At 36.3% G+C, this 14,420-nt stretch carries 11 protein-coding genes; 9 read left to right on the top strand and 2 right to left on the bottom strand.

The window, feature by feature from the left end:
• The 8 genes from ACJJVW_RS05870 to ACJJVW_RS05835 all read left to right on the top strand — a co-directional run.
• Positions 1-3,084: Calx-beta domain-containing protein (locus ACJJVW_RS05870; RefSeq protein WP_405251028.1), on the top strand; the 3,084-nt coding region annotated here is incomplete at its 5' end.
• A 55-nt stretch (positions 3,085-3,139) separates the two neighbouring features.
• Positions 3,140-4,087, top strand: coding sequence for a type IX secretion system membrane protein PorP/SprF (locus tag ACJJVW_RS05865; RefSeq protein ID WP_298329775.1), 948 nt, complete (start codon positions 3,140-3,142; stop codon positions 4,085-4,087).
• 35 nt (positions 4,088-4,122) lie between these two features.
• Complete coding sequence (locus tag ACJJVW_RS05860) at positions 4,123-6,072, top strand: OmpA family protein (RefSeq protein WP_405251027.1); 1,950 nt, start codon at positions 4,123-4,125, stop codon at positions 6,070-6,072.
• Between the two features lie 448 nt (positions 6,073-6,520).
• Positions 6,521-6,880, top strand: a complete 360-nt coding sequence (locus tag ACJJVW_RS05855; RefSeq protein ID WP_298329769.1) for a BlaI/MecI/CopY family transcriptional regulator — start codon at positions 6,521-6,523, stop codon at positions 6,878-6,880.
• Between the two features lie 2 nt (positions 6,881-6,882).
• Entirely contained in the window at positions 6,883-8,469 is a 1,587-nt protein-coding gene (locus ACJJVW_RS05850; protein ID WP_298329765.1) for a M56 family metallopeptidase, read from the top strand.
• Positions 8,470-8,501: 32 nt separating this feature from the next.
• Positions 8,502-9,935, top strand: coding sequence for a M56 family metallopeptidase (locus ACJJVW_RS05845; protein ID WP_298329762.1), 1,434 nt, complete (start codon positions 8,502-8,504; stop codon positions 9,933-9,935).
• 3 nt (positions 9,936-9,938) lie between these two features.
• Positions 9,939-11,141, top strand: a complete 1,203-nt coding sequence (locus ACJJVW_RS05840) for a lipopolysaccharide assembly protein LapB (RefSeq protein ID WP_298329759.1) — start codon at positions 9,939-9,941, stop codon at positions 11,139-11,141.
• 54 nt (positions 11,142-11,195) lie between these two features.
• On the top strand, positions 11,196-11,687 hold the full coding sequence (locus ACJJVW_RS05835) for a hypothetical protein (RefSeq protein ID WP_298329755.1): 492 nt from the start codon (positions 11,196-11,198) through the stop codon (positions 11,685-11,687).
• Positions 11,688-11,713: 26 nt separating this feature from the next.
• Here ACJJVW_RS05835 and ACJJVW_RS05830 read toward each other — a convergent pair whose 3' ends face one another.
• Positions 11,714-12,850, bottom strand: a complete 1,137-nt coding sequence (locus tag ACJJVW_RS05830) for a glycosyltransferase (protein ID WP_298329751.1) — start codon at positions 12,848-12,850, stop codon at positions 11,714-11,716.
• 3 nt (positions 12,851-12,853) lie between these two features.
• Positions 12,854-13,813: a lysylphosphatidylglycerol synthase domain-containing protein gene (locus tag ACJJVW_RS05825; protein ID WP_298329748.1), complete on the bottom strand. Its 960-nt coding sequence runs from the start codon at positions 13,811-13,813 to the stop codon at positions 12,854-12,856.
• A 43-nt stretch (positions 13,814-13,856) separates the two neighbouring features.
• On the opposite strand from ACJJVW_RS05825, the gene ruvC reads away from it, so the two are divergent.
• Complete coding sequence (gene ruvC, locus ACJJVW_RS05820) at positions 13,857-14,411, top strand: crossover junction endodeoxyribonuclease RuvC (protein WP_144782357.1); 555 nt, start codon at positions 13,857-13,859, stop codon at positions 14,409-14,411.
• The last annotated feature ends 9 nt before the right edge of the window (positions 14,412-14,420 follow it).

Here is a 14,420-nt window from a genome sequence, read left to right as displayed (position 1 = left end):
GATCCAAGTGGAACGGTAACTATTACAGATAACGATGGTGTACCAACGGTAACTATCGAAGATGTAGTAGTAAATGAAGATGCTGGAACAGTAACAGTTCCTGTAACATTAAGTAACCCAAGTGATGAGGATACTGTTATCGAGATTGTGACGACGACTGGTACTGCTGGAGCGGATGATTTTGAAGAGACTATTGTAACGGTAACAATACCTGCTGGTGAAACAGAAGGAGAAGTAATTGTTCCAATTACAGAAGACACGACAGATGAAGACGATGAGACATTCACAGTAGATGGAACAGTAACAAGTGGCAACACTGATAATACAGATCCAAGCGGAACAGTAACTATTACAGATAATGATGGTGCACCAACAGTGACTATCGAAGATGTAGTAGTAGATGAAGGAGCTGGAACTGTAACAATTCCTGTAACCTTAAGTAACCCAAGTGATGAGGATACTGTTATCGAGATTGTAACGACGACTGGTACTGCTGGTGAGGATGATTTCACAGAAACTATTGTAACGGTAACGATTCCTGCTGGAGAGACTGCTGGTGAAGTTGTAATTCCAATCACTGATGATACATTAGATGAGGAAGATGAGATTTTCACAGTAGATGGAACAGTAACAAGTGGTAACACTGACAATACTGATCCAAGTGGAACAGTAACGCTTACAGATAACGATGGTGCACCAACGGTGACTATCGAAGATGTGATTGTAGATGAAGGAGCTGGAACTGTAACAATTCCTGTAAGCTTAAGTAACCCAAGTGATGAGGATACTGTTATCGATATTGTAACGACGACTGGTACTGCTGGTGAGGATGATTACACAGAGATTATTGTAACGGTAACGATTCCTGCTGGAGAGACTACTGGTGAAGTTGTGATTCCTATTACGGATGATATGCTTGATGAGGAAGATGAGACATTCACAGTAGATGGAACAGTAACAAGTGGCAACACTGATAATACTGATCCAAGCGGAACAGTAACTATTACAGATAATGATGGTGCACCAACAGTGACTATCGAAGATGTAGTAGTAGATGAAGGAGCTGGAACTGTAACAATTCCTGTAACCTTAAGTAACCCAAGTGATGAGGATACTGTTATCGAGATTGTAACGACGACTGGTACTGCTGGTGAGGATGATTTCACAGAAACTATTGTAACGGTAACGATTCCTGCTGGAGAGACTGCTGGTGAAGTTGTAATTCCAATCACTGATGATACATTAGATGAGGAAGATGAGATTTTCACAGTAGATGGAACAGTAACAAGTGGTAACACTGACAATACTGATCCAAGTGGAACAGTAACGCTTACAGATAACGATGGTGCACCAACAGTGACTATCGAAGATGTGATTGTAGATGAAGGAGCTGGAACTGTAACAATTCCTGTAACCTTAAGTAACCCAAGTGATGAGGATACTGTTATAGAGATAGTAACTACGACTGGTACTGCTGGTGAGGATGATTACACAGAGACTATTGTAACGGTAACGATTCCTGCAGGAGAGACTACTGGTGAAGTTGTGATTCCTATTACGGATGATATGCTTGATGAGGATGATGAGACATTCACAGTAGATGGAACAGTAACAAGTGGCAACACTGATAATACTGATCCAAGTGGAACAGTAACTATTACAGATAATGATGGTGCACCAACGGTGACTATCGAAGATGTAGTAGTAGATGAAGGAGCTGGTACGGTAACAATTCCTGTAACCTTAAGTAACCCAAGTGATCAGGATACTGTTATCGAGATTGTAACGACGACTGGTACTGCTGGTGAGGATGATTACACAGAAACTATTGTTACAGTAACGATTCCTGCTGGAGAGACTGCTGGTGAAGTTGTAATTCCAATTACTGATGATACATTAGATGAGGAAGATGAGATTTTCACAGTAGATGGAACAGTAACAAGTGGCAACACTGCCAATACAGATCCAAGCGGAACAGTAACTATTACAGATAATGATGCTCCGGTTACAACACCTAATTTAGATCTTGTTAAAGTGGGCGTTTTAAATGATTTAAATGGTAATAATGTAGTTGATGCTGGTGATACTATCACTTACTCTTTAACAGTTACAAATAATGGAAACGAAGACCTTACTAATGTTCTCGTTGTGGATCCATTAATCATTATCAATGAAGGTCCAGTTGCGGTATTAGCAATAAGTGAGAGTGCTTCATTTACTGGGACATATACAATCACTCAAGATGATATTGAAGCTGGAGGAGTTGTAAACGTTGCAACTGCAGAAGGAACTGATCAGGCGGGTAATACAATTACAGATCAATCTGATGATCCAACCGATACAACAAATGTAGATGTTGATGGTGATGGAGATTTTGAAGATCCTACAGTGACTATCTTAGATCAGTCTCCGGATATCATGATTACTAAGAATGGAGTATTCCAAGATTTTAATCAAGATGGGTTTGCAAATGCAGGTGATCAGATTATTTATACCTTTGATGTTATTAATACGGGTAACGTGATATTAAATGATGTTATAGTAACCGATGAGATGGTAGAAGTGATAGGTGATGCAGTAAGTTTACTTCCAGGTGAATCAGTTACATTTACAGCGGTATATATTATTACTCAACAGGATGTTAATAATGGTGAGGTTGTAAATACTGCACTAGCGATTGGATTGACTAATAATGGTCTAGAGATCTCAGACGTATCTGATGATGTAACAGATACCACTAGTGATGATGATCCTACAGTTACCGTATTAAGTCAGAGTTCAGGACTTATCTTTAACAATGGTATCTCCATGAACGGAGATGGTCGTAACGATTCATTCAGAATACAAGGAATAGAGAACTTCCCAGAAAATAGATTAAGAATCTTTAATAGATGGGGTGTAGAAGTATATAATGCAGAAGGATATGGGTCTGATGGTAAAACTTTCATAGGATTATCAGAAGGTAGAACTACGATATCTCAAGATAAATTCTTACCTGTAGGAACATATTACTGGATACTAGAATATGTTAATTCTGTAGGAGAGACTATCAATAACTCTGGATATCTATATTTAACTAGATAAATAATTTTAAATCGTTGAGTGCATTATGCACTCAACGATTTTATTAGATGTATATATGAAAAATATAATATTAACAGTTGTTTTCTTAGCAACACTAGTGCTAAGTACATTTACGCTAACTGCACAACAAGATCCGCAGTATACTCAGTATATGTACAATACAGTTGCTATCAACCCAGCTTATGCAGGGAATAGAGGTGTGACGAGTATTGTGGGACTTCATAGAAGTCAGTGGGTTGGTCTTGAAGGTGCTCCTAGAACTCAAAGTTTAAGTATTCACTCACCTATAGGTGAAGGTAAAGTAGGGTTAGGATTATCTATAGTAAATGATGCACTAGGGCCAGCTCAAGAAACATACATTGGTGCAGATTTTAGCTACACAATAAATACCTCAAATTCAGGAAAATTAAGTTTTGGATTGAAAGCGGGAGGTCACGTTTTAGATGTTGACTTTTCTAAATTGTCACTGTTTGACGTTACAGATCCTAGATTTTCTCAAAATATAGATAATAAAATTTCTCCTGTAATTGGTGCTGGATTATATTATCATACAGATAGATTTTATGCTGGTTTAAGTGCTCCTAATTTAATTCAAACTGAGCATTTTGATGAAAGTAACAATAGTAACTCAGCTAGTTTTATAGCAAAGGAGCGTATCCACTATTATGGAATAATGGGATATACTTTTGATATTAACGAACAACTGAAATTTAAACCTAGTACTCTTGTCAAGGTAGTTGCTGGAGCTCCACTTCAAGTTGATCTTACGGCAAATTTTTTGGTGATGGAAAAATTACACTTAGGAGCAGCTTATAGATGGAGCGCAGCTTTAAGTGGTCTTGTAGGTTTTCAAGTGTCAGATAGTATGCTTATCGGTCTTGCTTATGATCGAGAAAGCACTGATCTTGGAGAGACTGTCTATAATGACGGGAGTTTCGAAGTTTTTCTTCGTTTTGAACTCTTCAATGAGTATGATAGAATGCTTACCCCTAGATTCTTTTAATACGTATACTCTAGTAGTATATCTAAATTGATTACATGATGAAAAATATAATTTGTTTTTGCCTTAGCCTTCTTTTCTTAGGAATTTTTACAGTAAATGCTCAAGAAGGAAAAATTGATAAAGCCGATAAAAAGTTTGATCAATATGCCTTTGTAGATGCCAGAAAAATCTACCTAGAAGTTGCAGAGAAAGGATATAAATCTGCCGATCTTTTTCAAAAGATAGCAGATAGCTACTATTTTAATGCAAAATATGGAGAAGCAGAGATGTGGTACAACAAGCTTGTAAGCAACTATGCAGAAGAGATAAAACCAGAATACTATTTCCGTTTTGCACAAACCTTGCGTGCTCTTAAAAATTATGATCGTGCAGATGATATGATGGCTAAGTTTAACGAGGTTAATAGTGGTGATTTAAGAGCAGAGCTTTTTACTGAAGAGCCTAACTATCTTAGCAATATCGATTATAAAAAGAGCAAGTATACCATAGAAGATATACGTAGTATAAACTCTAGATACTCAGATTTTGCTCCTACAGAATATGAAGGTAAATTGATTTTTGCGTCATCACGTGATACTGGTGGAGCAACAAAGAAAATTCACAAATGGAATAACGAACCTTTCTTAGATTTATACGAATCTAAAGTTGGAGCAGGTTCAGGATCGTATACTAAGCCTAAAACTTTTAGTAGAGAATTAAATTCAAAATTTCACGAGAGCACTACAGCATTTACAAAAGATGGTAACACGGTATATTTTACTAGAAATAATTTCAATAAAGGAAATTACCGTAAATCAAAGAATGGAACAAACAAGCTTAAGATTTATAAGTCTAAAAAAGAAAATGGTAAATGGTCTACACCTGTAGAAATGCCATTTAACAGTGACGAGTACTCTACAGCACACCCTACACTTAATGCAGATGAGACTAAATTATATTTTGCATCAGATATGCCTGGTACCGTAGGACTTTCAGATATATGGGTTGCAACAATTGATGCAACAGATTCTGTAGGAACACCTATAAACTTAGGAAGACCGGTAAATACAGAAGGTAGAGAGACTTTCCCATTCATGAGCTCAAAAGGAGTATTGTACTTTGGATCAGACGGTCATCCTGGTCTAGGGGGACTTGATGTATTTGCAACAACTCCTAGAACAAATAGTAATGAAAAAGAGGTTATTAGTAATATAGGTGAGCCTATTAATAGTTCTTTTGACGATTTTACTTTTATATTGAATGAGGATACGCAAGTAGGTTACTTTGCTTCAAATCGTAAACGTGGTCAGGGAAGTGATGATATTTATAAGTTCTTAAAAGAGGAAATACCATGTGATATTAAACTAGTGGGTGTTGTTACAGATAAAGATAGTGGCAATCCTATTTCAGAAGCAACAGTCCAGCTTATAGATAGTGAAGGTGAGGTAATTGAGGCTGTTCAGGCAACAGCTGCAGGAGCTTATGCATTTGAGGCAACATGTGTTACGCAGTACGTTATACGTGCTTCAAAAGAAGAATATAGTACTGCAGAGGCTATAACTACAACTCCAGATGTAACAGGCACACTTACAAACGACTTAGTATTGAGCCTTCTCCAAAAACCAATCAATGTAGGTGATGATCTTGCAAAGGTTTTAGAACTCAATCCTATTTACTTTGATTTCGATCGATTCAATATTCGTCCAGACGCTGCGCTTGAATTAGAAAAAGTAATAGCAGTAATGCGTGAGTATCCTACTATGGTTTTAGACGCAAGATCACATACAGACAGTAGAGGTAAGGATTCTTATAACCTAAGCTTGTCAGATAAGCGTGCAAAATCAACAGTTGCATATATTATTGAACAAGGCATAAGCTCTTCTAGAATCACCGGACAAGGATATGGAGAAAAGCAACCAGTAAATACATGTTCTAACGGAGTTAAGTGTTCAGAAGAAGAGCATCAACTTAACAGACGTTCAGAATTTATAGTGATAAAGAATTAACTTTAGTTTCTTAATACAAAGTCCCCTTTTCTTTTGAAGAGGGGGCTTTTTTTGTTTGTACGCTTTCGCGAAAGCGTTATATAAACCCGCCTAGTACTTCACTAGACGATGTAGCTTCAATATAGAGAAATCTGTCAAAGATAAATCCGCACTCAAGAAGGTTTTAAGCTCCTTTAATGAAGTTTTAGATAGTCGAGCTATCAATTGTCGTAATCTATGAGTAATGTCACAACGAACGTCCTACTAAACCATAGAGCGTTAGCCTTCCACTGCGTATAGCTTAAAATTTATTTTTCAATTATCTAATTGCTGATAGTAAGCCGAAAAGCATATTTTTAAAATTTTAAACTAAAACATTAGTTTAAACTAATGTTTTAGTTATATTTGAGTAATTAATAGAAATAAGGATTATAAGTTATTGTGATCTAAAGGAATACAAAGCTCGACTATGAAACAACTTACAAAGGCAGAAGAAGAGGTGATGCAGCTATTATGGGTAGCCAAAAAAGCAAATGTCGCAACTCTTATTGATAAAATGCCAGAGCCAAAACCAGCATACAACACCATCTCAACAATCATAAGGATATTGGAGAACAAAGGTTTTGTAGGCCATGAGAAAGAAGGAAGAGGATACCTCTACTATCCCTTAGTTACAAAGGAGGTGTATAGCAATGATTCTATGCACAAAATGATGGATAGCTATTTTAATGGAAGTTTTAAAAGCATGGTGAGCTTCTTTGTAAAAAAGAATGATGTAGGTGTACAAGACCTAGAAGCCATACTCAAAGAAATTAATAAAAACGACTAGTCATGATAGCATATGTAGTCCAAGCCATCTGTTTTCAAGCAATATTCTTAGCGGTGTATTACCTATTATTAAGAAAGGAAACCTTCTTTGTATGCAATAGAATTTACCTTCTAGTGACGCCTGTCATAGCGCTTTTACTACCATTTGTGAAAATTGCAAGTTTACAAACAGTAGTTCCTATGGAGGTGATGTCTGTCATGTTACCAGAAGTAGTAATAGGTGATGCCACTACGAGTCAAGCAGAACAGACAAGCTCCTTTGTCATTCCGTGGTTGAGTATTTACTTCGTAGGTGTTGCAGTAAGTGCATTACTTCTTGTGATAAAGTTCAAAAGTTTTATTAGCTATTTATCTTTTAAACGACGTGGGGAACACATCATAAATGTCCCTAACAGCACAGAAGCTTTTACCTTTTTTAAGTACATATTTATTGGAGAGGATATAGATACGCTTTCGCGAAAGCAAATTCTTACCCACGAACAGATACACGCAAAACAGGGGCATACTTGGGATCTTATCTTTTTTGAGATCATGAAAATTATCTTTTGGTTCAACCCACTAATATATTTTAATCAAAAGCTGATAAGTACCGTACATGAATACCTGGCCGATCAAAAAGCAACAGCAGCCACATCAAAAAAAGCATACTATGAAGAGTTGTTAAATACAGCCTTTGGCACTAATAACCTTTCTTTTACAAATACATTTTTCAATCAATCATTAATCAAAAATCGAATTATTATGCTACAAAAATCAAAATCAAAAAAGAGTGCTCTCATCAAGTACTTTCTTATAGCACCTCTTATACTAGCAATGCTAGTGCAAGTTTCTTGGGCGCAAAATTCGAGTAAATCAGGAGAGGTGGAGAGAGAGAATTTTACATTGATGGAAAGTGATTTTAATAACGAGAAAGTTAATTACTCTATTATAATTATAGATACCTTAAAGTTAGCAAGTAATGAGAAAGCATTTTTAGAAGCAATACATAAAAATAAATCTTTAGATGTTTCAGATTTTGACCTAATAGAGGACAAAAGTTCTACACTCAACGGTATGGATAAATTACTTATGTTTTCAAGTAAGGATGACATTGTGGAGCTCAAAGAAAAATTTGATATAAAATCTTACACAGTTGAGGAGCTACGTAAAAAATATAAGTTAAAAAATACTTATACTTCTCAGGCTATATATAAAGAAGAAGTAGAAGTTGTCGAAACTCAAGAGGAACTCGAAATACCATTTGCAGTTATAGATAATGTCCCTACCTACCCTGGTTGTAATGAACTAGAAGGGAATGAAGATAAAAAGACATGTATGTCAGATAAAGTCTCAAAATATGTAAGTGCTAATTTTAATACAAGTATTGCAAAACCACTAGGTCTTACAGGAGTTAACAGAGTGTTTGTATCATTTAGAATTAATAAAAGGGGACAGGTAGATAACGTTGAGGCACGCGCATCACATCCAGATATAGCAGAAGAGGCTAGAAGAGTTATTTACAATCTACCTCAAATGAAACCCGGAAGTCAGGCAGGAGAAGAAGTTGGAGTTCTTTATAGCTTACCAATTACGTTTAAAATAGCAGAGTAATTAAATAGAATAACCATATTAAATCATGCGATATGATAGCGTACATTATACAAGTCATCTGTTTTCAAGCAATATTCTTAGCAGTGTATTATCTCCTATTAAGAAAGGAAACCTTCTTTGTATGCAATAGAATTTACCTTCTAATGACACCTCTCATAGCGCTTTTATTACCATTTATAAAAATTGCAAGTTTACAAACAGTCGTGCCCGTAGAGGTGATGTCTGTCATGTTACCAGAAGTAGTAATAGGTGAAGCAACTACGAGCCAAACAGAACAAACAAACTCCTTTATTATTCCGTGGTTGAGTATTTACTTCGTAGGTGTTGCAGTAAGTGTATTACTACTTTTGATAAAGGTCAAAAGTTTTATTAGCTATTTATCTTTTAAACGACGTGGGGAGCACATTATTAATGTCCCTAACAGTACAGAAGCTTTTACCTTTTTTAAATACATATTTATTGGAGAGGATATAGATACGCTTTCGCGAAAGCAAATTCTTACCCACGAACAGATACACGCAAAACAGGGGCATACTTGGGATCTTATCTTTTTTGAGATCATGAAAATTATCTTTTGGTTCAACCCATTAATATATTTCAATCAAAAACTGATAAGCACAGTTCATGAATATCTAGCAGATCAAAAAGCAACAGCAGCCACATCAAAAAAGGCATACTATGAAAAGTTGTTAAATACTGCTTTTGGCACTAATAACCTTTCTTTTACAAATACATTTTTCAATCAATCATTAATCAAAAATCGAATCATTATGTTACAAAAATCAAAATCAAAAAAGAGTGCGTTAATCAAGTACATGTTTATCGCACCATTAGTATTATCAATGTTAGTTTATGTTTCATGTAGTGAAGATAATGAGCTGGTGGAAAATCAATCATTAGAGCAAAAAATTAGTGAATTACAACTGCTAGTAGAGCAAAAAGAGAACCTTTCAAAAACAGAGTCTCTAATGATCAATGATCTAAGTATGACATCAGCCAAAAAAACAAAAGGAACATCTGTGCATACTTTTAATATGAATAAGGATGATGGCGAATTAATAGAAGTTGTTAAGCAAGAAGTTGTGTACAATCTAGATGAGAATGGTAATATCCCATTTGCAGTGATAGATGAAGTTCCAGTATTTCCTGGATGTGAGTCAGTCGCTTCAAATGAGCAACGTAGAGACTGTATGTCACAAAAAATAAGTGCCTTGGTGAATTCTAACTTTAATATTGGATTAGGTAAACAGTTAAATCTTACTGGGACTAACAGGATTTTTGCAAGTTTTAAAATTGATAAAAACGGATATGTTACAAATCTAAGAACTCGCTCACCACACCCAGATCTTGATGTAGAAGCACAGCGCGTAATTTCTATGTTGCCAAAAATGAAACCTGGTAAACACAATGGCGAAGAAGTAGGAGTTCTTTACAGCTTACCTATTATTTTTAAAATAGCAGAGTAACCTATGAGAAAACTAATTATACTTTTAAGTATCATAGCATTTTCAAAAGCCGGAGCACAAGCTCCGGCTTTGGCTATTGCAGATAGTTTATATGCTGTGGGAGATTATACACAGGCAATTGCTCAGTATGAATTTATAAAAGATCCTTCGGCTAGAACATATTTGCAAATAGCAAGAGCCTATAACGGTAAAGGGGTAAAAACTGATGCCTTAGTCTATTATAAAAAATCATTAGAACTAAATAACAAGCAACCCATAGCTCAAACAGAGTACGGTAGATTATTACTGTCAAATTCAAAGCATCATCTTGCAGACTCAATTTTTTCTGATTTAGCAATGAGATTCCCTACTAATCCTGAGTATTACTATCAATGGGGACGAGCACTTAAAAAGACCGCGGTAAAGGATACCTTGGTTTTAAATAGAAAAGTAGATAATGAAAAGATAGACACTTCAGAAAAAGCTTTTGCAAAGGCAGTACAGCTAGATTCTACACATCAAAATGCGATGTATGAGCTTGCAAAGCATCATCTAGGATTAAAAGAATACGACATCGTAGAAAAGATTTCTGAGAAAGCTCTTGAGAGTTACCCAGAGAATATTAAGATAACTAATATTCTAGCTCAAAACTATTACATAAAAGGATGGTGGGTTGAGGCCATAGCGTGGTTTAATAAACTACTAGATTTAGGTGTGGATACCGCGTTTGTGAGAAATAAACTAGGGCGTGCCTACTACGAGAAAAGAATGTATCCAGAGGCTATAGAAGCTTATGAAGAGGTACTCGCTTATGATGATGAAGACTGGGGAACACTTATTACCCTTGCTAGGTTGTATAACTTTAACAGAGAATACGATAAGGCCGTTGATTATTCGACCAAAGCGCTTAGGTATAAAGATTTGCCGCTTGATGATGTGTACTTTACATTAGGTAGAGCTTACGAGTTTAAGAAAGAGTTCACTCAGGCAATGAAGCACTATCAACTAGCAGTTAAAGAAGATCCTGATAACCTTGATGCCATATATGCCATTGCCGTAGCAGCCGATAATTATTATGAAGACAAGGAAGAGGTAGTCCAATTGTATGAGAAGTTTGTAACTCAATCTGAAAAATCAAAATCAAAGCCATATTTGATAAGAATTGCTAAGGAGAGAATTGTAATCCTTAAAAGAGAAATTTTTGAAGCTAAAAAAGCGCAGGACTAACCCTATTTACAGCACTTTTAAACGAGATTTAAAAATCGTACTTTCGAAGTACGTATGAGAGGCTTATTATATCGTGGTTTAGTAATGATTACAGCAATAGCTGTAATGACTTCTTGCGACCGTATAGAAACAAAAAAGATCTCATCTTCCGAGTATCTTTCAGAAAGCTGGAAGGCCATAGATCTCCATAAAGTTGACGGGTATCCTACCTTTGATACATGTAGCTCACAAGCAGAAGGGGAGGCGTTGAGAGTATGTTTTGAAGAGACAGTAACGAGCACGTTTTATGAGTCTTTTGGTAAACACACGATTGTTGTAAATAGAGAGCTCAACGATACCATTGTAGTCAATTTTGTGGTAAATGAAAAAGGTAAATACTGTATTGACACCCTTGCCATTACACCAGAAATTCGCGCAGAAATTCCAAAATTAGAGCAGTGGATTCATGAAGCGGCCAAACAACTTCCTCAAGCTAAGGCTGCTACAAAACAAGGGGTTCCTGTAAAGACAAAATTTAAAATTCCCGTAGTACTCAAGGTTGAGTAAATAACTTTAAATAGTGTTATCGGCTATTATTTCGCGTAGTTCCTACCTTTCCATTGGTAACTACTAGTAAGCGATCTTATGGCTATGTAAGTACTTAAAAACGGGTAACAAATCATCACAACTGGATACCATTTCAAATAGCTAAGTTTCTTGTAAAACTGGGCTTCGGTTGCGATAAGAATTCCATCGGCGATTATTTTGAGTAACAGTGCGATGATAATTAGAGATTGGGTTTCCGCTTTCGCGAAAGCGAGATAAATCAAACCTAAGCCACTCATAAGATTACCGCTCACAACCAATAAACCCATAAGTTTTGAAAACCAAAACGTGTAAGCGCTAGACTTGGCTGCCCATCGTGTGCGCTGTGCTATAAATGTACTCCACAACTCTTGTGGCTGCGTGTTTACAATGGCATCCTGAGAGCGTAGATAGCTTATCTTATCTTTAAACCTTTCTTGAAATTTTTCTAGTAAAAAATGATCATCGCCACTAGCTATATGATCATTATTAGAAAATCCTTGCACTTTTATAAAGGCATCTTTATCATACGCAAGATTTGCTCCGTTACATAAAAAAGGAAGACCAAAATGAAAGCTTCCAGCAGTCGCTCCCATTAGACTTAAAAAGTCGAGTTGCTCATATGCAGTTAAGAAAGAAGGACGCGCTGTGGTAGCGATAGCAACCGGCATAATGACCATAAGTGGTTGCTCTTGTTGTATCGCAGCATCTAGTGTGGCGAGCCATTGTGTTGGGGCGTAGCAATCTGCATCTGTTGTAACAATCCAGTTATGTTGAGCCTTGTTAATAGCGGCTTGTAGCGCATCTTTTTTTGGTGAGGCTGTAGTACGCACGTTGTTTATAATGCTCACATTAGAAATAGGATTATTCTTGAGACATTGATTTATAACCTCAAGGGAGTTGTCTGTAGACTCGTCATTTACAAGAATAAGTTCCCAATTATGAGAAGGGTAATCTATCGCGGCTAGTGAGGTTAATAATCGTGGGAGGTTCTTAGTTTCATTTCTAAAAGGTACAATTACCGTAAATCCGTTTTCATGCGCTGTAGTACGATTATTAAAAGTACCAGCATACGTTGTTTTAATGGTGAAGCCAAGTATGATAATACCGTAAAAAATAAAAACGAAAAGCAGTATCCAGATCATTTATTATAGGGCTACGCTTGAGCGCTTTTTATTTTTAAATAGGTAGATAGCTCCTGGTAGAAGCGGCAACACGACATTGCATAACCACATGATGAGCACGGTGCTTAACACAATTTCTTCAGGTACAAAATACCAGCTAAAAACAAGTACGGCAACTCCGCCGCGCACTACTACATCAAGTAGTTGCATCACGGGTATTATAGAACTTAAAATATACATAGCGGCAATACACGACATGGCAAATACGTAGGGAATATCTGCTCCCAACATCAGTAAAATAATATAAAATTGATGTGCAAATATCGCATAACGTATAAAGGAATATAAGCGAGTCTTGCGTTTGATATCTTTAGGTATAGCCTTCCAGAAACTCTTGATTTTATGCCATGCATTTCCTTTTAATGACCAATTAAAACGCTTGAGAACTTTTGGTAATATTTGATAAAAGACCAGTGTCATAAAAATACTTAGACCCCAGAAAAAGATTGCAGTGCCACTTGTAAATAACGCTAGCATACCTAAGCCTACAAAACCTACGACAAGCGTTGCTAGCAGCTGGTACATGTTTCCTATAAAATTTAAGAAGAGAAGTTTTTTGCGTTGCTCTTTTGGGTAATACAGCGCTTTGGCTCCATAATCACCCGCTTTTGCTGGAGTTACAAAACCAGCAAGATGCGCAGTAAGGGTTTGTTGTACGCTTTCGCGAAAGCTTAACTGCCTAAAGTAACCTACTAAAACTTGCCATTTTTTAAACTCAAAAAACCAATTGGAAGCTGTAAATAATAGTATTATTATAATATAGAAATATAACGATGACGTGTTTATTTCAGAAAGTTGAAACTGGAGATTAATTAGTGCGCTTTGGTTGAGTTTGCTATAAATAAAATATCCAGCGAGTACTACAATGAGAATCTTAAGAGTCGCCCAGAGTAATTGCGTAGCTTTGTGAGATAATCTAGGCATTCATTTCTTTGTTAAGGATGTTTACAAAGTAACAATAAAAGCAGTGGCAGACGAAAGAATCATATTAGGGATTGATCCAGGAACCACAATTATGGGTTTTGGGCTCATTAAAATAGTAGGAAAGAAGATGGAATTCATGCTGCTTAATGAGTTGTTGCTTCAAAAGTATAATGACCCATACGTGAAGCTTAAGCTTATTTTTGAGCGAACTATCCAATTAATAGACACCTATCACCCAGATGAGATTGCGATAGAGGCGCCGTTTTTTGGAAAGAATGTACAAAGTATGCTCAAGTTAGGTAGAGCACAAGGTGTGGCGATGGCTGCAGGGTTATCTAGAGAAATCCCCATAACAGAATATCTTCCTAAAAAGATAAAAATGGCAGTTACTGGAAACGGTAATGCAAGTAAGGAGCAAGTGGCAAGAATGCTGCAGTCTTTATTGAAACTAAAAACCTTGCCTAAAAACTTAGACTCCACAGATGGACTCGCAGCTGCAGTGTGTCATTATTACAACTCTGGAAAAGTAGAAATAGGTAAAAGCTATTCTGGCTGGGAGAGCTTTGTAAAGCAAAATGATAAGCGGGTTAAGAAATAATATTCTTTT

Origin of the sequence: Dokdonia sp. Asnod3-C12, assembly GCF_045063975.1 — a bacterium.
GTDB lineage: Bacteria > Bacteroidota > Bacteroidia > Flavobacteriales > Flavobacteriaceae > Dokdonia.
The sequence above is the reverse complement of the archived record's forward strand: the minus strand, read 5'-3'. Positions and strand labels throughout refer to the sequence as shown.